Origin of the sequence: Nesterenkonia sp. (assembly GCF_029265375.1) — a bacterium.
Classification (GTDB): domain Bacteria; phylum Actinomycetota; class Actinomycetes; order Actinomycetales; family Micrococcaceae; genus Nesterenkonia.
In genome coordinates this window covers 15,065-34,839 of record NZ_JAJUJJ010000027.1, presented here as the reverse complement: position 1 = coordinate 34,839, position 19,775 = coordinate 15,065, and the positions used below count along the sequence as shown (strand labels likewise).

The 19,775-nt window shown below is 68.6% G+C and carries 17 protein-coding genes and 1 pseudogene; 7 read left to right on the top strand and 11 right to left on the bottom strand.

What is annotated here, in order from left to right; all coding sequences use genetic code 11:
• From Q1K09_RS10755 to Q1K09_RS10740, 4 genes and pseudogenes are all read left to right on the top strand, one after another.
• Positions 1 to 140 (top strand): annotated as a pseudogene (locus Q1K09_RS10755) (IS5/IS1182 family transposase); the annotation flags it as partial.
• A gap of 328 nt (positions 141 to 468) precedes the next feature.
• Positions 469 to 2,103: an ABC transporter substrate-binding protein gene (locus Q1K09_RS10750; RefSeq protein ID WP_300345425.1), complete on the top strand. Its 1,635-nt coding sequence runs from the start codon at positions 469 to 471 to the stop codon at positions 2,101 to 2,103.
• A gap of 75 nt (positions 2,104 to 2,178) precedes the next feature.
• Positions 2,179 to 3,675, top strand: a complete 1,497-nt coding sequence (locus Q1K09_RS10745; RefSeq protein ID WP_300345424.1) for a malate:quinone oxidoreductase — start codon at positions 2,179 to 2,181, stop codon at positions 3,673 to 3,675.
• A gap of 1 nt (position 3,676) precedes the next feature.
• Positions 3,677 to 4,459 carry an alpha/beta fold hydrolase gene (locus tag Q1K09_RS10740; protein ID WP_300345423.1) on the top strand — a complete coding sequence of 261 codons (783 nt, stop codon included), beginning with the start codon at positions 3,677 to 3,679 and terminating at the stop codon, positions 4,457 to 4,459.
• Here the strand turns inward: Q1K09_RS10740 and Q1K09_RS10735 are convergent.
• From Q1K09_RS10735 to Q1K09_RS10725, 3 genes are read right to left on the bottom strand one after another with little or no spacing between them, the layout of a single operon-like run.
• Complete coding sequence (locus tag Q1K09_RS10735) at positions 4,437 to 4,949, bottom strand: hypothetical protein (RefSeq protein WP_300345422.1); 513 nt, start codon at positions 4,947 to 4,949, stop codon at positions 4,437 to 4,439. The two genes, Q1K09_RS10740 and Q1K09_RS10735, sit on opposite strands and share 23 nt — an antisense overlap.
• Positions 4,946 to 7,993, bottom strand: coding sequence for an SMC family ATPase (locus Q1K09_RS10730; protein WP_300345421.1), 3,048 nt, complete (start codon positions 7,991 to 7,993; stop codon positions 4,946 to 4,948). Before Q1K09_RS10730 ends, Q1K09_RS10735 begins: the two co-directional genes overlap by 4 nt.
• Positions 7,990 to 9,231, bottom strand: a complete 1,242-nt coding sequence (locus tag Q1K09_RS10725) for an exonuclease SbcCD subunit D (RefSeq protein WP_300345420.1) — start codon at positions 9,229 to 9,231, stop codon at positions 7,990 to 7,992. Before Q1K09_RS10725 ends, Q1K09_RS10730 begins: the two co-directional genes overlap by 4 nt.
• Positions 9,232 to 9,314: 83 nt before the next feature.
• Between Q1K09_RS10725 and Q1K09_RS10720 the strand changes: the two genes are divergently transcribed.
• On the top strand, positions 9,315 to 9,989 hold the full coding sequence (locus Q1K09_RS10720) for an ADP-ribosylglycohydrolase family protein (RefSeq protein WP_300345419.1): 675 nt from the start codon (positions 9,315 to 9,317) through the stop codon (positions 9,987 to 9,989).
• Here the strand turns inward: Q1K09_RS10720 and Q1K09_RS10715 are convergent.
• Genes Q1K09_RS10715 through clpS form a run of 6 tightly spaced genes read right to left on the bottom strand, consistent with a single transcriptional unit; the run spans position 9,973 to position 14,280 of the window.
• The gene (locus Q1K09_RS10715; protein ID WP_300345418.1) at positions 9,973 to 11,082 is read right to left on the bottom strand and encodes an exonuclease domain-containing protein; all 1,110 of its coding nucleotides are present in this window, start codon (positions 11,080 to 11,082) and stop codon (positions 9,973 to 9,975) included. The two genes, Q1K09_RS10720 and Q1K09_RS10715, sit on opposite strands and share 17 nt — an antisense overlap.
• Positions 11,083 to 11,085: 3 nt before the next feature.
• On the bottom strand, positions 11,086 to 11,721 hold the full coding sequence (gene rdgB / locus Q1K09_RS10710) for an RdgB/HAM1 family non-canonical purine NTP pyrophosphatase (protein ID WP_300345417.1): 636 nt from the start codon (positions 11,719 to 11,721) through the stop codon (positions 11,086 to 11,088).
• A gap of 7 nt (positions 11,722 to 11,728) precedes the next feature.
• A complete protein-coding gene (gene rph / locus Q1K09_RS10705) occupies positions 11,729 to 12,469 on the bottom strand; it encodes a ribonuclease PH (RefSeq protein WP_300345416.1) in 741 nt (246 codons plus the stop codon).
• A gap of 29 nt (positions 12,470 to 12,498) precedes the next feature.
• Complete coding sequence (locus Q1K09_RS10700) at positions 12,499 to 13,284, bottom strand: MBL fold metallo-hydrolase (protein ID WP_300345415.1); 786 nt, start codon at positions 13,282 to 13,284, stop codon at positions 12,499 to 12,501.
• Between the two features lie 17 nt (positions 13,285 to 13,301).
• Positions 13,302 to 13,946, bottom strand: a complete 645-nt coding sequence (locus Q1K09_RS10695; RefSeq protein WP_300345414.1) for a DUF2017 family protein — start codon at positions 13,944 to 13,946, stop codon at positions 13,302 to 13,304.
• Positions 13,947 to 13,974: 28 nt separating this feature from the next.
• Positions 13,975 to 14,280, bottom strand: coding sequence for an ATP-dependent Clp protease adapter ClpS (gene clpS, locus Q1K09_RS10690; RefSeq protein ID WP_300345413.1), 306 nt, complete (start codon positions 14,278 to 14,280; stop codon positions 13,975 to 13,977).
• Between the two features lie 43 nt (positions 14,281 to 14,323).
• Between clpS and Q1K09_RS10685 the strand changes: the two genes are divergently transcribed.
• Positions 14,324 to 15,634 (top strand): nicotinate phosphoribosyltransferase, encoded by a 1,311-nt coding sequence (locus tag Q1K09_RS10685; protein WP_300345412.1) that lies wholly within the window; start codon positions 14,324 to 14,326, stop codon positions 15,632 to 15,634.
• 78 nt (positions 15,635 to 15,712) lie between these two features.
• Positions 15,713 to 16,357, top strand: coding sequence for an isochorismatase family protein (locus Q1K09_RS10680; RefSeq protein ID WP_300345411.1), 645 nt, complete (start codon positions 15,713 to 15,715; stop codon positions 16,355 to 16,357).
• A 204-nt stretch (positions 16,358 to 16,561) separates the two neighbouring features.
• On the opposite strand, the gene Q1K09_RS10675 is transcribed toward Q1K09_RS10680, so the two are convergent.
• A complete protein-coding gene (locus Q1K09_RS10675; RefSeq protein ID WP_300345410.1) occupies positions 16,562 to 17,266 on the bottom strand; it encodes a hypothetical protein in 705 nt (234 codons plus the stop codon).
• Positions 17,267 to 17,993: 727 nt separating this feature from the next.
• Positions 17,994 to 19,772: a DEAD/DEAH box helicase gene (locus Q1K09_RS10670; RefSeq protein ID WP_300345409.1), complete on the bottom strand. Its 1,779-nt coding sequence runs from the start codon at positions 19,770 to 19,772 to the stop codon at positions 17,994 to 17,996.
• Positions 19,773 to 19,775: the final 3 nt, after the last annotated feature.

Genomic DNA, 19,775 nt, shown 5'->3' with positions numbered 1-19,775 from the left:
TCGTCGAACGCGGGTTCAGCCATCTGAAGCAATGGCGCGGTATCGCCACCCGCTACGACAAGCTGGCCACCACATTCCGCGCCGCAGTCCTACTCCACGGCGTCATTGCTTGGACCAAGCATTTATCAGACGCGCCCTAGTTGTGATGCGTCGTCCGAGATCAGCTTCGGAGTATCCATTCTCGTAGAGCACTCGGTAGACGGTCTGGTCAGTGAAACCAGTTGTTTTGACGGTGGCCTGGATGTTTCGGCATCCACGGTAGGTCTGCAGGATCCGCTGACGCTGGGCTTCAGTGAGCTCTCGACGCTTCGGCACCTGCCTGTGATCAGCCGTCATACTATTACTATGCTTACGAGCGATAACATGAGCGCGTGAGTCTTTCAGAAGCTTGTCCAGCCCCTCGGCAATCCCGGCCACCCCTGGGAGTCCGTCCGAGTTGGTGTTCGTACAAGGTCCTGTGAGGCGCACGTGATCGATCTGTCCCGCAGGGGGTTTCTTGGTGCTGCCTCGGCGGCCGGAGGCGCACTGGCGCTGACCGGCTCCGCGCACGCTTCCGCCTCCGCGGAGCAGGATAAGTTTCCTGCTGGGGAGGACGGCCGGATCATCATCGCCGCCATGTCCCGTCCCGCCTCTCTGGATCCGGGTTTGGCCACGGATATGGAGTCCGAGCGGATCATTCGGCAGATCTTCGAGCCGCTGCTCGGGATCGATAAGGAGACCGGAGCCCTGGCGCCCCGGCTGGCCGAGGAGTGGGACGTCAGCAATGATCAGCTCCGCTATACCTTCACTCTGCGCGAGGACGTCACATTTCACGATGGCAGCCCGCTGAATGCGGAGGCGGTCGTCGCCAATATTGAACGCGCCGGCCGGCTGGACTATCTCTACGGCTTCGGCAATATCAGCCGCTCCACTCCGCTGGCGTTTCCCACCGTATTCGGCAATTTCCTGGGAACTGAGGACTGCGTGCTCGACTCGGTGGAGGCCGAGGATGACGACACCGTGGTGCTGACGCTCAGCGAACCGGTGTCCTTCCTGCTGCAGGCGCTGACGCTGCCGGCCTTCGGCATCGCCTCTCCCCAGGTGCTCAGCGACTCTGACCCGGGCCTGGTCTCACGCCGGCCGGTGGGCACCGGCCCATACCGGCTGCACCCCACCGAAGGACCCGAGACCGTCCTGGAGAGCTACCCCGACTATTGGGGTGACCTCAGCGGCCCGGAGCAGGTGGTGGTCCGTCCGCTTCCCCGCTCCTTTGACCGGCTGCGAGAGCTCAACCGCGGTCAGGCCGACGTCTATGACGGCATCACCGCAGATAATCTGCGGTCTTTGGTCCAGGCCGGCCGGCTGATCCTCCAACGCGACCCGTTCTCCATTCTCTACATGGGCTTCAACGTGGAGCATCCGATCATGGCTGATGCGCAGATCCGTGAAGCCGCCGCCCGGGCGATCAATCGCGAGTCTCTGGCCGCGGAGTTCTTCTTGGAGGGAACACGCGCGGCCTATCAGTTCACCCCGGCCGCTCTGGGCGTGCACTCCGACGCCGCCCGCCGCTACTCCTATGACCCGGAGCAGGCGCGCCAGCTCCTTGAGGAGTCGGACTACGACGGCGAACCGCTGGACTTCCACTATCCGCTGGCCACCACACGCAGCTACCTGCCCCAGCCGGAGGCTGTCTTCGCCGCCGTCGCCGCTGATCTGACCAGCGCCGGGTTCATCATCCGACCGCGTCCGGTGCCCTGGGATCAGGGGTATGTGGAGCAGCTGATGGGCGACGAGAACCGGGCGATGCACCTGTTGGGCCGCAACGGCGGATTCCGCTCTCCCCATACTTTCCTCGGACCCCTGTTCGGCCGAACCACCCGGGAGTTCCACTACTCCAACGAGGAGGTGTTCGACGTGCTGGCCGAGGCGCGAGCAGAGTCTGAGGAGGAGCCGCGTGCTGAGCTGTACCGCCAGGCCGCCGAGCTGATCTCCGAGGACCTGCCGGCCGTGCCGCTGGCCTATCCGATCTCCGGGCTCGCGCTGGGCCCCCGAGTGGCGGATTATCCGATGTCCCCGGTGCTCAACGAGCGGTTCAGCGAGATTGTCACTTCCGAGGAGAACTGAATTTCTCCGGCTCCTCCCCCGCGGGTAAAGTCAGGGCCGAATCAAAAGCCTTCAGCAGAATCCAAGGAGAGTCCTGTGAGCGAGTCAGCGGCGACGAGTTCCACACAGCGCTACGATGTGATCCTCATCGGAGCCGGCATCATGTCCACCACCCTCGGCGCCATCCTGAAGGAGCTGCAGCCGGAGTGGAACATCGCCCTGTTCGAGAAGCTCGACGGCGCAGGAAAAGAGTCCTCCGATCCCTGGAACAACGCCGGGACCGGTCACACTGCCTACTGCGAGCTGAACTACACGCCGCGCGGCTCCGACGGCAGCATCTCCACCGCGAAGGCCAGCGGCATCGCCGAGCAGTTCCACGTCAGCCGGCAGCTCTGGGCGCACTGGGTGGACGACGGCGTCCTGGGGTCCCCCCGCACCTTCATCAACGCGTTGCCGCATATCAGCTTCGTCTGGGGGCAGAAGAACGCTCAGTACCTGCGCGACCGCTATGAGGCGATGCGCGCCGAGCCGCTGTTCGCCCACATTGAGCACAGTGAGGACCTCACCGAGATCGGCCAGTGGGCTCCCCTGCTGGCCCAGGGCCGGGACCCGCAGCAGCAGGTGGCGGCCTCCAGGTTCCAAGACGGCACCGACGTCGACTTCGGCGCCATCACCCGCCAGCTGGCCGGCCACCTGGATGCCGAGGGCGTGGACTTCCGCTACCAGCATGAGGTGACCGGGCTCTCCCGCGGCTCAGACGGCCGCTGGGAGGTGAAGGTCAAGGACACCTCGACGGGCCAGAAGGTCACCGCCAGCGCACGGTTCGTGTTCACCGGCGCCGGCGGAGGCGCACTCGGACTGCTGCAGTCATCCGGCATTGAGGAGATCAAGGGAATCGGCGGGTTCCCGGTCTCCGGACAGTTCCTGCGGTGCACCAACCCGCAGACCGCCGCGGAGCACCACGCCAAGGTCTACGGCCTGGCCTCGGTGGGGGCCCCGCCGATGTCTGTGCCGCATCTGGACACGCGGTTCGTTGAAGGCCGGCGTTCGCTCATGTTCGGCCCCTATGCGGGCTTCTCCACAAATTTCCTCAAGAGCGGCTCCTACTTGGATCTGCCTCTGTCGGTGCGCCCGCACAATCTGCTGCCGATGATGCAGGTGGGGCTGGACAACACCTCCCTGGTGACCTATCTGATGAAGGAGGTCACCAAGTCTCAGAAGAAGAAGATCGCCGCCCTGCAGGACTTCTATCCGCAGGCTTCGGGCTCCGAATGGGAGCTGATCACCGCCGGACAGCGGGTGCAGGTGATGAAGAAGGACGCCAAGGGACGCGGTGTGCTGCAGTTCGGCACCGAACTGGTCTCCTCCGCCGACGGGACCATCGCCGGTCTGCTGGGCGCCTCCCCGGGTGCCTCCACCGCGCCGAGCATCATGTTCCGGCTGCTGGAGCGCTGCTTCCCCGCCCAGATGGATGCCTGGCGGCCCAAGCTGGAGGCGATGGTTCCCTCCTACGGCCGGCTGCTCAATGAGGACCCGGCCCTGCTTGACGAGGTTGCTGCAACCACCGCGAAGTCGCTGCAGCTCGACAGCTGAAGTGGGGAGCCTGAGCTTTCCGGCACCGCAGACCCACCGGACCGCGGCGGGTCTGACCGTCCACACCTGGCCGCATGCGCAGCCCAGCGCCGAGCCGGTCCTGCTGGTGCACGGGTTCGCCTCCAGCACGCTGTACAACTGGGTGAAGACCGGCTGGCTGGACCCACTGGCTGCCACTGGACGGACCGTGGTCTCAGTGGACCTTCCCGGCCACGGGGAGTCCCGGGAGATCAACCCGGCGGGGCTGCAGACTCATCAGCTGCTGGCCGACCTGCACCAGGTAACCCAGACCGCCGGGGGCCGGGTCCATCTGCACGGCTATTCGCTGGGAGCTCGGCTGTGCTGGCAGTTCGCCCACCGGTATCCGGAGGCGGCCGCGTCCCTGGTGCTCGGCGGGCCCCCGGTCAGCGATGAGGTCTACCAGATCGACGCCGATCAGGCCCGCGCGTGGGCGGCCGAAGGAGTGCAGCCTGCGGACGAGGCCACCGCCCGGTTCATCACTGTGGCCGCGGCCCTGCCCGGTCAGCATCTGCCGCACGTGGTGGAGCTGCGCATCGCACTCGGCGCAGACCGGTACGACCCTGCCGCTGAGGTGCCTGAGGTGCGCACTCTGGTGGTCGCCGGCACTGAGGACTCGATCGCCGAGGGAGCTGAGCAGCTGACCGACCTGGTGCGCGATGCAGGACACGAAGCTCGGTTCGTCCCGATACCCGGCCGCAACCATGTCAATGCTCTCACCGCGCGGGCCTATAAGCAGGCGGTCACGGAGTTTCTGGGTCGCTGAGCTTCTCACCGGCTCCGCGGGTCATCACCAGCAGTGGGACGCTGATGGCCGCGGCGAGCGCGGCAGCGACCAGCGGCACGCTCCATGCTGAGGCGGCGCCGCAGATCAGCGAGATAACCACTGCTGCGGCCAGGGCGGTGCGGTCCAGGCGTGGGTGCGGCACTGCGACGCGTTCTGCCGGGGCGGTGAGTCCGCCGGCGAGGCTGAGCGCCGCGGCGGTTCCGGCAGCGTGCTGCTCCGCTGCCACCAGCAGCAGGATCACCGCCACCACGTACAGCACTGCGCTGCATAGCAGCAGGTGGTGGGTGTGCATCCGCCGGTGCAGCCACCGTGAGGCGGCCTGGGAGATCCACCATCCGGTCAGGGCGGCGATGGCTGCGGCCAGCGCGTAGAGCAGACCGGTGGGCGACAGTGCCAGTCCGGCAGCGAAGGGCAGCAGTGTGCCGGGCAGTCTGGCCGTCAGGGAGAGCAGGCGCTGGCCGGGACTCATACCGGCTCCTGCATCCGCAGCCGGGAGCCCGACCGGGTCTTCTCCACGCGCAGCTGCATGGGGATCTGCTGGTGCATCTCGGTGACGTGGCTGACTACCCCGATGCGGCGGCCCTCTCCGCGCAGGGTCTCCAGAGCCGTCATCACTGCCTCGAGAGTCTGCTCGTCCAGGGAGCCGAAGCCCTCGTCGATGAAGAGGCTCTCCATACCGATTCCCCCTGCTTCGGACTGCACCACCTCGGCCAGGCCCAGTGCCATGGACAATGAGGTCATAAAGGTCTCTCCGCCGGAGAGGGTCTCGGCGGGGCGCTGCTGCTCGGCGTATTCGTCATAGACCTTCAGGTCCAGTCCGCGCAGCCCCTTGCCGGAGCGTTCGGCGTCCAGCAGCAGCTGGTAGCGCCCGTCGCTCATGGCTTTCAGATGCCGGGTAGCGGCGTCGGCGATCCGCTCCAGCCGCGCGGCGAGCACATAGGTGGTCAGCCGCATCCGCAGCGCATTGTCACCCTTGCCGTTGAGCACCTGCGCCAGTTCTGCGGTGCGCAGGTGCTCGGTGGCCTCCTCGGTCCGGCGCCGCAGGGCCTGGTCCAAAGCATCGGCGGCGTCGGTGAGGCTCTCGCGGCGGGCGGTGAAGGCGGTGAGCCTCTGGTGGTGCTGCTGGCAGTCCTCTGCGGTCTCGGCTGCGCGCTGCTGCGCCTGCTGGACCGTCTCCTCCTCCGGGGCGGACTCCCCCGCCTCGGCGCGCCGCCGTCCGGCGCGGACCTCGGCCAGTTCGGCCTCATAGTCCAGCTGCCGTGCGCGGGTGTCGAAGGCCTCCACCGTGCTGCGCAGCTGCTGCAGCTGCTCGTCGGCGCAGAGCGCCTGCTGCACCTGGTCGGCGTGATCGAAGGGTGACTTCTCCAGCTGGGCGGCCGCGGCGGTCTGGGAACGCCGGGCCTCCTGCTGGGCACGCTCGGCCTCCTCGGCGGCCTGCTGTGCGGTCTGAAGCTTCTGCTTCAGCTCACTGAGGGCTTCCAGCCGGGCCTCCAGGCTGGGGTGGTCTCCGCGCAGCTGATCCAGCACGGCCTGCTGCTGGATGGCCTCTTCGGCCAGCCGCTGGGCAGTCTCCTGCTGCTGCTCGATTCGGTGCGCGGCGGAGCTCAGCTGGTGCCGGGTGTCCGCCACCGCGGTGGTGAGCTTCTCCAGGCTCTCTCGCAGCCGGTGTTGGTCCTCCCGGGCGGTGTCGGCCCGCTGCGTCTCCGCCTGGGCTGCTTCGGCCAGTTGGGCCGCCTGGTCCGCGGTGCTCTCACTGTGCTGACCCAGCTCGGTGCGCACCGCCTCCAGCGCTTCGGTGGTGGAGCTCAGCTCGGCCCGGACCTGTTCCCATCGGGCCCGCGCCTCCTGCAGTTCGGCGGAGGCCTGGTCGGCCTGCTCACGGGTCACCGTGTCCTCCGCGGCAGTCAGCGGGGCCGGGTGTTCGGTGGATCCGCAGACCAGGCACGGCTCCCCGGGCTGAAGGGCCGCTGCCAGTTCGTGTGCTTGGGAGCGCAGGTACGCTTCGGCGGTGCTGCGATAGTGCGCTTCGGCGGCGTCGAGCTCAGCTCTGCGAGTCTCCGCCCGCTCCGCCAGGTCTGCTCTGGTCCGGGCGAGCCGGTCCCGCTCGGCGATCTGCTCGGTGCGCCTCTGGGCCTCGGTCAGGGCCGCGTGTGCCGCATCGCGCCGCCGGTCCAGCTCGGTGAGGTCGCACAGCTGCTCCTGGGCCTGCTGCTGCTCGTCCAGCTGCTCAGCGACTCGCTTCTGGAGCCGGTCGTACTGCTGCTGGGCCTCTTCGGCCTCCTGGCGGGCCTGCTGCGCCTGGGTGTGGAGCTGCTGGTGCCGCCGCTGCGCGTCGGCGGCCTCCTCCCCGGTGAGCCGGGCTTGGAGGGTCAGCAGGTCGCTGAGTGCCTCTTGGATCTGCTCAGCCTGGACGCCGGAGTCGGCGACCAGATCGCGGTGGTCGACGTCGTCCTGGGACTTCAACGCCTGGCGGGCCTGTGCGGCGGCCTCGTCGGCCCTGTGGGCAGCGGCCTCGTGGGATTCCGCAGCCTCCTCGGCGGTGCGCAGCCATTCGCGGATGCCGGAGGCGGTCTGGTGCTCTGCCAGCCGACGTCGGGCTTCCTCCGCCTCAGCCTTGTCTTCCTGAAGCTCGGCGCGGCGCTTGCGGTGCTGCTCCCAGCAGGTCAGCTGGCGGCGCGCCTCTGCGAGGTCTTCGGCGTGCTTTGCGGCCTCTTCCATTGCTCGGCGGGCCTGCGCTTCGGCCTGGGCCAGCACCTGGTGCTGCGCTTCGGCCGCGGCACGGGCAGCCTCAGCCAGCTCTGAGGTCTCCACCTCGCTGAGGTCGGGCTGATCCCCCAGCAGGGCCGCGGCCGCACGGCGCACCGCGTCCGCGTGCAGGGTGATCTGGGAATCAAGCTGGTTCAGGGCGCCTTCGGAGGCGCGCATCTGCTCCCACAGGTGGGTCTCCAGTCGCTCATAGGCGGAGATGTCGAACAGCTGCTCCAGGATGCCGCGGCGCTGCTCATTGCTGGCGTGCAGCAGTTGGGCGAAGGCGCCCTGGGGCAGCAGGATCACTTTGGTGAACTCGTGCATCTTCAGCCCGATGATGTTCTCCAGCTCCACATCGCCTTCGACCACCCGCGCGGTGGGCACCGGCTGCCACTGGCCTGCGGACCAGCGGTGGATGGTCAGGGAGGTGCCCTCCCTCTGGGGCTTGGCGCCGGCGCGCTTGGCAGGCCGGTAGTAGCTGGCCTGGCGCCGCACCAGGTAGCGGTCCTCACCGCAGGAGAAGTCCAGCTCCACTACCGGAGCGCGGTGCGGCTCCGCGTGCTGGGACTTCAGCCGGTCCGGGGACCTCTCCCCTGGGACGTTGCCGTACAGCGCGAAGGTGAGCGCATCCAGGACCGAGGTCTTTCCGGCTCCGGTGGGGCCGCGCAGCAGGAACAGCCCGTCGGCGCTGAGCGCGTCGAAGTCCACCGTCTCAGTAGCCGGGAACGGGCCGAAGGCGGAGATGCTCAGGCGATGGAACCTCATGCTCCTCCTTCCCGGGGCGGCGGCTGGTGCTCGGCGCTGCGCACATCCTCCAGCGCCTGCTGCAGGATGAGAGTCTCTTCTTCACTGGGGGCGCGGTGGCGCACGTGGGTGAGGAACCCGGAGACGACGTCGTACTCGGACTCAGCCTCCCGCAGCTTCTGGGAGTAGGTGGCGTGGGTCCCGGTGGCCGCGGCGCCGGCGTAGCTGTAGGACATCAGGTGCGGGTAGACCTCCCGCAGCCGCGGATAGGCTCGCTCGGGGCGTTCGTCGTCGGTGAGGGTGATTTGCACAAAGGCCTCGGTCCACTGTTCGATGACGGCGGGATCCAGCATCTGGCTCAGTGGCCCCCGCAGCCGTTTCACCGGCCGGCCGATCCTCCAGTCCAGGGCGGCGATGGCGGCGTCTGGGTCCTCGGCCAGCCGGCTGGTCTCCACCAGCCAGGCACCTTTGGCCTGGTTCTCTTCGGAGAACGAATAGCGCAGCGGGGCTCCGGAGTAGCGCACCCGGGGGCTGAGCCGTTGGCGGCCGTGCAGGTGGCCCAGTGCGACATAGTCGAAGCCGCTGAAGACCTCCAGCGGCACCACCGCCAGCCCGCCGAGGGTCTCCTCGTGGTGCTCCAGGGGCTGCTCGGGCGTGGCGGCGGCCCCGATGCTGCGCTCGGACTCGGAGGCGATCCCGTGGGCGGCGAACAGGTGCGCCATCAGCACAGTGCGCACCGGGCCGGCCAGCTCGGCAGTGCGGGCTTCGGCGTGCTCGCGAATCCGCCGGGTGACCTCCGTGATCACCGCGGTGTGGTTGGCCCGCTCGAGCTCCAGGGCCCCGGCGTAGAGCTGAGGCTCCAGGTAGGGAATCCCGTAGACCAGCACGGTGCCGCCGTCATCGTCGTCCAGTTCCACCGGGTCCCAGGCGTCCTGGAGGCTGCTGCGGATGTGCACCCCGGAGGCGGCCATCAGTCCGCGGCCGAACCCCAGGCGTTGGGCGGAGTCGTGATTGCCGGAGGTGATGATCACCTGGACGCCGGCCTGCACCAGCTGCAGCAGGCAGTCCTCCAGCTGCTTGACCGCCCATTCCGGGGGCAGAGCACGGTCATAGACGTCTCCGGAGACCAGCACGACGTCGGCGGAGTGCTCGGCCGCCTCTGCGCAGACTGTGGCCAGCATCTGAGACTGCTCCTCGCGCAGCGGGGCGCCGTGGAAGCCCCGACCCAGGTGCCAGTCAGAGGTGTGCAGGATCCGCATAGTCACCACGCTATATGCCGTGACGGAGATCCCCGGTGACATCCGGCGGGCCGCCTGCCGGCCCTGCGGATAGTCTGGGAGTTGTGAGTGATGACCAGAGGCTGATCTCCCAGTGTGCGCCGCTGCTGACTCAGGACTTTCCCGCTCCGGTCGGCGGGGTGATCGAGCTGCATGCTGAGCAGCTGCACCGGCTGTGTCTGGCCGACGGGCTGCTGGAGGTTTTGGAATGGGCCCAGCAGGGCACCGGCGCCGATCCCCAGGCCTGCATGTGGCTGGCCGGGCTGCGGTGGTACCGGCTGCTCACCGGCGGCTTTCCGGATCCCGCGCCGCAGCCCCCGCCGCGGCAGCTGGACTCTGCTGTCTCCCGGCTGATGGCCGAGGGGCGCCTCCGTTGCCAGGACAGCACCGGGGAGACCGCACTGGCGGGCCTGGCCAGCGGCGAGCTGCACTATCCCGGCGACCCGGCTAAGCCGCAGGCCCCGGAGGACGGGGCGCTGCTGCGGCTGGTGCCCATCGCGCTGGTGCCCTATATAGACTCCGCGATGCGCAGCCGGTGGGTGGAGCAGGCGCTGGCCATGACCCACGGAGACCCGGAGCTGACCCGACGCGGCCAAGAGTTTGTGGACGAACTGAACCGGCGCGCCGGCCAGGAACCGGCCGCAGCTGAGCCCGATGCCGGCCGCTCCCCCGACCACCCGCTGTATGAGGTCGTCGATGCCCTGGCAGCGCGTTGGGAGGCGGTCACCCGCCCGCGCTGATCTCCGCCGGCTGCGGCAGCGGCCATTCCTCGCCCAGCCAGCTGCGGAACTGCTCCTCACCGACGATGCGCACCTGCTGGCCCTTCTGCTGCCGGGCCAGCACCTCGCGGGCCTTGCGGGCCTTCAGCGGCGGCGCGGCCTCCGGTGACTGCAGATCCTCGGGGCTGAAACCGTCACCGACCACCAGCACAGTGGTGGATCCGGTGACGCGTGAGGAGGTGGCGGCCCCGTGGGCTGCGGCCAGCTCCTTGGCCTGCGAGCGCGGTATCCCGAGATTCCCGGTGAACACCAGGTGCTCGCCGTGCAGCGGATGCTCCGGGTCGGCCTCCGGGTTGGGCGGAAGGTTGCGGCCTTCGTCCTGCCAGCGCATCAGATCCGGCAGCGTCTCCGGGTCCACTCCGGGGGTTCGTGCGTCGAACAGGGCTCCGTAGCTGCGCACCTGCCGGGTGGCACGGGATTCGTACTCCCGCGGGGCGCGGAAGGGTTCGCACTCTTCGGGGCCGATGAAGTGCCGGCCGAAGAGCGTCTCGATGCTGCTGATCTTCTCCCGCTCAGCTATATCGACGACGACGGCGGCTGCGGCCCGGGCGTCCCACAGCGCATGGTGATGGTGCTTGAGGTGGAAGCCCGCTTCGGCCGCGGCGGCCGGCAGTGCGTGGGAGTCCAGCTGGTAGACGGCCCTCGCCAGGCGCACCGAGCACAGGCAGCGGAACCCTGGGGAGTCCAGTCCGGAGACCTCCAGGGCGGATTCGAAGACCTCCATGTCGAACACGGCGTTGTGCGCCACCAGTATGTCGTCGCCGATGAAGGCCCTGATCTCAGCGAAGAGATCGCCGAAGCGCGGCTCGGCGGCCACCCGCTCGGCGGTGATGCCGTGGATCGCCACATTCTTCGGGTCGAACCGGTCGAATCCCTCCGGTGGGCGCATGCGCCGGAAATGCAGCTCGTCCACGTTTCCGTCGCGCACCCGGACCAGGCCGATGGCGCAGGGGGATCCGCGGAATCCGTTGGCGGTCTCAAAGTCGACGGCGGTGAAGTTCAGTCCCGGGACGCGGGGCGGCCGCAGTCCGGCCAGCGAGGTAGTGGGTCTCATATCTCAGCTCAGCGCCTCCACAATGCGGTCGGCCAGCGCGGCGAAGGCGCGGCCGCGGTGGGAGATGGCGTTCTTCTCCTCCATGGTCAGCTCTGCCGCCGAACGGGACTCTCCCGCCGGCTGGAAGATCGGATCGTAGCCGAATCCGCCGTCGCCGCGTTCGGCCTGCAGCAGGCTGCCGGGCATCCGACCCTCAGCGGTGTGTTCGGCCGCGGGGGCGCCGCTGCTGCCGGGGATCACCAGGGAGGCCACGCAGACGAAGGCGGCCTGGCGGTGCTCGGCGGCGATGTCGGCCAGCTGGGCCAGCAGCAGCCGCCGGTTGTTCTCGTCTGAGGCGTTCTCCCCTGCCCAGCGGGCGGAGAAGATGCCCGGGGCGCCGCCGAGGACCTCCACGGCCAGTCCTGAGTCGTCGGCGACGGCGGGCAGGCCGGTGTGCCGGGCCACGGCGCGGGCCTTCAGCAGGGAGTTCTCCTCGAAGCTCGCCCCGGTCTCCGGGATGTCTCCCACTCCTGCGGTTTTGGCGTCGATCACCGCGGAGTCGATGTCCAGGTGGGCCAGCTGCGGCTGGGCGGCCAGCAGGGCGCGGAATTCGCGCAATTTGCCAGGATTGGAGCTGGCCAGGACGATGCGGGCAGTCATTGGGGCCTCAGCTCAGCAGGGCCTGGCGCTGGATCTCGGCGAGCTGGTCTGCCCCGGTGACGGCCAGGTCCAGCAGCTCATCCAGCTGGCCGCGGGTGAACGGCACACCTTCGGCGGTGCCCTGGATCTCCACGAAGTCGCCGCTGCCGGTGACCACTACGTTCATATCCGTCTCCGCAGTGGAGTCCTCCGTGTAGGGCAGGTCCAGCACGCTGGTGCCGTCGGGCAGCACGCCCACTGAGACGGCGGCCACCGAGTCTTTGAGCACCTCGGCCTTCTTCCGGATATGGCCCTCGGCCCGGGCCCACTCCACGGCGTCGGCCAGGGCCACGAAGGCCCCGGTGATCGCTGCGGTGCGGGTGCCGCCGTCGGCCTGGAGCACATCGCAGTCCAGAGTGATCATGTTCTCGCCCAGGGCGGTGAGGTCCACCACTGCGCGCAGCGAGCGTCCGATCAGCCGGGAGATCTCATGGGTGCGTCCGCCGATCTTGCCCTTCACCGATTCGCGTGAGCTGCGCGTGTTGGTGGCCCGCGGAAGCATGGCGTACTCGGCGGTGACCCAGCCGCGGCCTTCCCCGCGCAGCCAGCGCGGCACCTCTGTCTCGAAGCTGGCGGTGCACAGCACCCGGGTGCTGCCGAACTCGATGAGCGCGCTGCCCTCGGCGTGGGCGGACCATCCGCGGGTGATGCTCACCTCGCGCAGCTGGTCGGCGGCGCGCCCATCGGCACGCACATAGGTCTCAGTCATCAGTCTCCTTCTGACACATGGTGGCTGTTCTAGACGGTGTAGGTGACGCCGTTGACGGCCACAGCCAGGTCTCCGCTGTAGGCGTCGCCGGCGTGCTGCAGCAGCACCTGGGGGTCTGTCCACACCGGAATGTGGGTCAGCAGCAGCCGTTTGACCTGAGCCTGCTGCGCGGTGACCCCGGCGCGGGCGCCGGTGAGGTGGATGCCCTCATAGTGCTCATCCCGGCCGTCCTGGTAGGCCGCTTCGCACAGGAACAGGTCCGCCGCGCGGGCCGCCTCCGTGAGGCCTTCGCACGCGTCGGTATCCCCAGAGTAGGTCAGGGTCCGGACAGCGCCGTCGTCGTCGGTGCACTCTACGCGCAGCGCGTAGGGCTCCTCAATCGGGTGGCGCACCGGCACGGGGGTGACGGTGAAGGGGCCGATGGTCACCGGTGTGCGGGGGCTCCAGGTGCGGAAGCTGAAGTCCTGGTGCATGCCCGGGTCGGGATCCATGCCGTAGGCGGCGGCAAGCCGGTCGTCGGTGCCGGCGGGGCCGTAGACCGGGATCCGGTCCGCCGGCCAGCCCTCCGGGCACCACCGCACCGCCACATGCAGCCCGCAGAGGTCCATGTAGTGGTCCGGGTGCAGGTGGCTGAGGCAGACGGCGTCGATGCTGTCCAGGCCGATGTGCTGCTGCAGCGCTCCCAGGGCTCCGCTGCCCAGGTCCAGGATGATGCGCCAGGTGCGGCCCTGGTGCTCGGCCGAAAGCAGGTAGCAGGAGGCGGGAGAGTTGGGGCCCGGGAAGGACCCGCTGCAGCCGATGATGGTGAGTCGCATCAACGGTCAGCATAGCGTCACTCGTCCTCCGGCAAGACATCGAGCATGGCGGAGAACAGGGTCTCCTGCAGCCAGGTGGTGAAGACGTAGAGCTCAGCCATGAACTCCTCCGTGGTGGCGGCCGCGCCCTGACCCGCGCTCTGATGGATCCGTTCGGCGTCGTCCTGGTCTTCGATCCCCAGCCGCGAGGCGAGTGTGAGCCGAATGTCATTGAGCGCCCTGCCGAACACCGGAGCCTGCTCATCGGTGAGGGTGACGGGATCGTGCTCCAGCGCCATTCTAGCCGCCCGCAGGTCCGCGATCTTTGTTTCGCGCACGGACGCTTCGGTCAGCCGCCGCAGCTGGGCCGCCTGCTGCTGGTCGGCGGCGCCGTCCGGCAGTAACCGCGCCAAAGCCTGGTCCTCCGGCGGGTCCAGGCCCGGCTCCGCGCCGTCGTCGTGCTCCTGCTGCTCATCCAGTCCGGCTCCCAGACCGGCCAGTTCCGCACGGAAATGGGCGAATTCGTCGTCGGGCGCCTCCCCTGCAGGCTCCGGGTCCACCTGCTGGCTGCGCTGCTGGAGCATGGTGATCACATCGGCGCACAGCTGGGACAGCAGCCGCCGTTCGTGGGTCTCCAGCTCGGCTTTGTAGCCGCGCGTGGTGGGGCGGAAGGCACGGGCCATCAGCTCAGAGCTCCGGGGCGGGGGTGCACTATTCGGCCTCTTCCAGGGTGGCCTGCAGCCCGTAGCTGTGCATGGCCGTGACGTCCTGCTCGGCCTTCTCCCGCGGGCCGGAGGCGACGACGGCGCGGCCCTCGGTGTGGACCTGCATCATCAGCTGGTGGGCCCGTTCGCTCGAATGGCCGAAGTAGCTGCGGAACACCCAGGCCACATAGGACATCAGGTTCACCGGGTCGTTCCAGACCACCACGTGGTAGGGCCGCTGCGGAAGCACCGCGGCGCCCTCGGCGAGGTCCTGGGCCTCGCGGGTCAGCGTGGATCCGGCAGTGGTGCTCATGCACTCCAGTTTAGTGGCCTCGGGGCGATCCTGCCCGCGTAGGATGGCCAGCGTGACCTCTACCGCTCTGCTGACCGACCAGTACGAACTCACCATGGTTCAGGCCGCTCTGCGCTCGGGAGCCGCGCACCGCACATGCACCTTTGAGGTGTTCTCCCGGCGCCTGCCGGAGGGCCGCCGCTACGGGGTGGTGGCCGGGACCGGCCGGGTGCTGGAGGGGCTGGAGCACTTCCGCTTCGGCCCCGAAGAGCTGGAGTACCTGGACCGCCACGGCATTGTGGATCAGGACACCCTCCACTTCCTCTCCGAGTACCGGTTCTCCGGGACCATCACCGGCTACGCCGAGGGAGAGGTCTACCTTCCGCATTCTCCGGTGCTGCAGGTGACCTCCAGCTTCGCCGAGGCCTGCCTGCTGGAGACCTTCGTGCTCTCAGTGATGAACCATGACTCCGCAGTCGCCTCGGCCGGGTCTCGGATGACCATGGCCGCTGCGGGGCGTCCCTGCGTGGAGATGGGCGGACGGCGCACCCAGGAGGGTTCGGCCACGGCCGCCGCCCGGGCCGCGGCAGTGGTCGGCTTCACCGCGACGTCCAATCTGGAGGCCGGGCGCACCTGGGGGATCCCCACCCTGGGCACCGCTGCCCATGCGTTCACCCTGCTGCACGACAGCGAGGAGGAGGCTTTCGCCGCGCAGGTGGAGGCGTTCGGCCCCGGCACCACCCTGCTGGTGGACACCTACGACGTCGAGCGTGCGGTGCGCACGGCGGTGGATGTGGCCGGTGCGCAGCTGGGGGCCGTGAGGCTGGACTCCGGGGACCTGGTGGAGCAGGCCCATGAGGTGCGCCGGCTGCTGGACTCGCTGGGCAACCGCGAGACCCGCATCATCGTCTCCTCTGACCTGGACGAGCACGCGATCGCCCGGCTGGCTGCCGCGCCGGTGGACTCCTACGGCGTGGGGACCAGGCTGGTGACCGGCTCTGGGGCGCCGACCGCCTCGATGGTCTACAAGCTGGTCGAACGCGCCGGTGCGGATGGGCAACCGGTATCGGTGGAGAAGGCCTCAGCCGGCAAGGCCAGCACCGGCGGGGCGAAGCGGGCGCTGCGCAGCCTGGATGACCATGGGCGCGCGGAGGCGGAGATCATCACCGCTGAGGGCGACCTGCAAGACACCGGCTATATGGGCCGGACTCTGCAGGTCCCGCTGGTGGTCGAGGGGATGGTGCAGCCAGGGTTCACCGGACCTGAGGGTGTGCAGCGGGCCGCAGAGCGCCATCAGGCCTCTGTGGAGGAGCTGCCTGCCGAGGCGCACCGCCTCTCCCCCGGCGAGCCGGTGATCCCCAGCCTTTTCGTCTAGGGCTGCGAGAGTACCGGGCTGCACGGGCGGGTAGTAGCGTAGGGAGCAGCAGCACTTATCAGCACCAAGGAGGCTTCCATGGCTGAGGCACTGATCATCGTCGACGTGCAGAACGACTTCTGTGAGGGCGGCGCCCTGGCGGTCGAGGGCGGAGCCGCCACCGCCGCGGAGATCAGCGAGTTTCTGGAGGACAACCACGCCGAGTTCGAGGTGATCGCTGCCACCCAGGACTGGCACATCGATCCTGGCCAGCACTTCTCCTCCGAACCGGACTTCGTCCGGTCCTGGCCGGTGCACTGCGTGGCCGGCACCCCGGGGGCCGAGCTGCACGAGGATCTGGACACCGACTATGTGCAGGCCCGGTTCCTCAAGGGCCTCTACGACGACGGCTATTCCGGATTCGAAGGCCGCGCAGGCGAGCCGGAGCGGGTCGGAATCCTGGAGGGTGAGAAGGGCATCAAAGTGGAGCCGGAGGATGTGATCGCCTCCGACGCTCCGGACCTGGACTCCTGGCTGCAGGACCATGAGGTGGACACAGTGACCATTGTGGGCATCGCCACCGACCACTGCGTGCGTGCCACGGCCCTGGACGCCGCGGAGAACGACTATCGGGTGCGGGTGATCACGGATCTGACCGCCGGCGTCAGCGAGGAGAAGATCGCCGATACCTATGAGGAGCTGCGCGAGGCCGGCGTCGAGCTGCTCTCACGAGAGCAGTTCTGACTGAACTGTGGCCGATGTCTTATCGGCCTGCGGCGAGCGCGCCTGTCGCGTCTCCCACTTTTCACCTCCAGCGGGTTTCGGAGACGAAATGAAAAGCCAGCGACGCCACAGGCTCGCAGAGGTGGGGTGCCTCGCCGGTCAGCCACCCTCGCACCGGCCGGATGGGCGCTCACCCCTCAATGCAGCGGCCGGATGGCCCACTGGTCACCCCTCAATGCCAGGCAGGGGCGCGGGAGTGGACGGATCGCGCTGGGGGACGCCGGCGCGGCGCAGCTTGGCCGCGAGTCGCTCCGGCTTGGCGAGCTCATCCCAGCCCCACCGTGCTACTCGCAGACCCCGTTCGCGCAGGCCGTCCTCTCGCAGCTTCTCCTGGTACACCACTTCCTCCACGCTCAAACCGCTGAGTTCTCCGGACCGGAGGTACTTCATTCGGCCGTCGAACTCTCCCACGACGGCGGCCTCCGGCCAATAGAAGTCCACCCGCACTGTGCGTGAGCGGCCCAGCGGGATCGGCTCCTGAAGTCGGGGGCAGGCGAAACCCAGTTGGGCGATCAGCACCCTGGATCGGGATTCTCCAGGGCTTTCCGCCCGTGGATCTGCAAACCGGTTCAGGATCTCCCACCGCCGCCGCGCCTCAGACGTGGAGACCATGCCCCCGGCTGCCTCCAGATCTGAGAGGCTCATTGGGCGATCGGCTGACCAACGGCCGGCTGAGGCTGCATCAAGGACAGTCACCGCCTCCTGCACGGGCATGTCCGGAATCGTCTCCGCCAGAGCGGCGGCGGGCGGAGTCACCCTTACACAGAGGCGCGCGCCGGTTTCATCCTCCACATGCGGCACCGGGACGATCTCAGGACTCCCGGCGAGCTCCCCCTGTGCGTGCAGCAGCTGAGCCTGTTCCCGCCGCATACCAGGAGGTCTCGGAGGCAGCACCCGGCGGATCCCCAGCGCGTCCAGCCGTACACGCGCCGCGTCCCCACCTGCCTCGCCTATGAGCCGATGGATGCGGGCAAGATCGCACCGCCCGGCCATAGTTCGACCCGGCATCAGTCTGGACGCGCCGACGCTGGAAGCCCGCACATGCAGCTCCGCGGGCAGGCTCAGCAGCGGCAGCCCATACAGGTGAAGAGCAGTCCGAGAGCAGAACTCAGTCTGCGGCCTGCGAAGCGAGAATGCGGCGGCTTCGGCCGCCACCTTGACTCCTACCGGCGCACGACTCCACTCACGGGTGGAGACGAACACACCGGGACGAATCCGCAGCAGCGCGCCCTCATCCACTCTGCGCATCAAACTCGCGGCTGAACGGCCCCGCACCCCAGGACTGGTCCGGATCAGCACCAAACGGTCCCTGCTCCACTGCCAACTGCCCATAGGTCCATGCTTGTCCCGGCCTGGGACGTGCGCCAGAGCCCATGCTCAACCTATGGATAACGGCCAAACCAGCGTGGCACCGTCCCCAACTTTTCACACACGCCCGATTTCGACGCCGCGGTGAAATGTGCGGGCCACCGTCCCGTGGGTTTGGGGCGCCGATGAAAAGTGCGGGCCACCGTCCCGTGGGTTTGGGGCGCGGAGACGTTGAGGCCGCTACAGGGCCGGGCGGCGGGGCCGGGGCAGGGCGAGCCCGCGCTAGCGTCTACTTCAGGCCCACGAACCAGCGCTGCAGCTGTTTGAGCCGCTCTTCCAGCTGGTCCTGGGTGGCCTGGGGCACGGGGGGCCCGCCGCACTTTTCGCGCAGCTTGGTGTGGATGCTCCCCTGGTGCATACCGGTCTTGGCCGCATAGGCGGAGACGGACTTGTTGAGCTTGGTGCGCAGAGCCTTCAGCTGCCTGTGGTCCACCGCGTTGCTGTGGGTCCGCGCCTCCTGGGGCCGGCGCTTGAGCTGTTCGGCCTGCTGCCGGCGCAGCAGCTCGGAGACCTGGTCCGGCTCCAGCAGTCCCGGTATGGCCAGAAAGCCCATCTCCTCCTCGGAGCCGACCGCGCCGCCCAGGCCGAATTCGTCGCCGTCGAAGAGCACTTTGTCGAACGAGGCTTGGGAGCCCAGGGCCGCGAACTCGCCGCGGGTCAGCTGCTCCGAGGCGCGCTCTTCCTTCTCTGCGGCCTCCAGCAGGTCCTCTTCGGGGTTCTCCTGCTCCCGGGCGCTCTCCGGGACTGCCAGGGCGTGGTCTCGCTCGGCCTCCATCTCATTGGCCAGGTCGGTCAGCACCGGCACCGAGGGCAGGAACACGCTGGCCACCTCGGCCTTCTTCCGCAGCCGCACGAAGCGCCCGACTGCCTGGGCGAAGAACAGCGGTGTGGAGGTGGAGGTGGCGTAGACGCCGACGCACAGCCGCGGTACGTCGACACCCTCGGAGACCATCCGCACGGCCACCATCCAGTATTTGGAGCCGTCGTCGCTGAACTCCTCGATCTTTCTCGAGGCGGTCTTGTCATCGGAGAGCACTACGGTGGTGCGCTGTCCGGTGATGGCGTCCAGCTGCTTGGCGTAGGCGCGGGCGGCCTCGTGGTCGGTGGCGATGACCAGCCCACCGGCGTCGTCGATCTTGTCCCGCACCTTCAGCAGGCGCTGGTGGGCGGCGCGCAGGACAGCAGGGATCCACTCCCCCTCCGGGTTCAGTGCGGTGCGCCAGGCGTGGGCGGTGATGTCCTTGGTGGCCGCGGCTCCGAGGGTTGCCTCCATCTCCTCGCCGCTGGAGGTACGCCACCGCATGGTCCCGGAGTAGGTCATGAACACCACCGGCCGCACCACATGGTCCTTCAGCGCCGGAGCGTACCCGTAGGAGTAGTCGGCCTTGGAGCGCCGGACGCCGTCGTTGTCCTCCTCGTACTGGACGAAGGGGATGGGAGCAGTGTCCGAACGGAACGGGGTGCCGGTCAGCGCCAGGCGCCGCACAGCCGGCTCGAACGCCTCGCGCACCCCGTCGCCCCAGCTCAGCGAGTCTCCGGCGTGGTGGATCTCATCGAAGATCACCAGGGTGCGTCCTGCTTCGGTCTTGTTCCGGTGCAGGGCCGGCTTATTGGCCACCTGGGCATAGGTGACCGCCACACCGATGAACTGGCGGCCGTGCCTGCCGTCGGAGTTCTTGAAGTTCGGGTCGATGGACAGCCCCACCCTGGCTGCGGCGTCGGCCCACTGACGTTTGAGGTGCTCAGTGGGTGCGACGACGTAGAGCCGGTTGACCTCTCCGGACTCGACCAGCAGCTTGGCCACTCGCAGCGCGAAGGTGGTCTTGCCGGCGCCGGGGGTCGCCACGGTCAGGAAGTCGCGCGGCTTGCGGCGGATGTAGAGGTCAAGCGCCTCCTGCTGCCACTGACGCAACGTCCCGGCGGTGCCGCGGGGAGCCCGGTGGGGATAGGCCGGGGGCAGCTGGGATCCGACGTCGGTGCCGACGTCAAAGAGGGTAGGTTCGCTCACTCC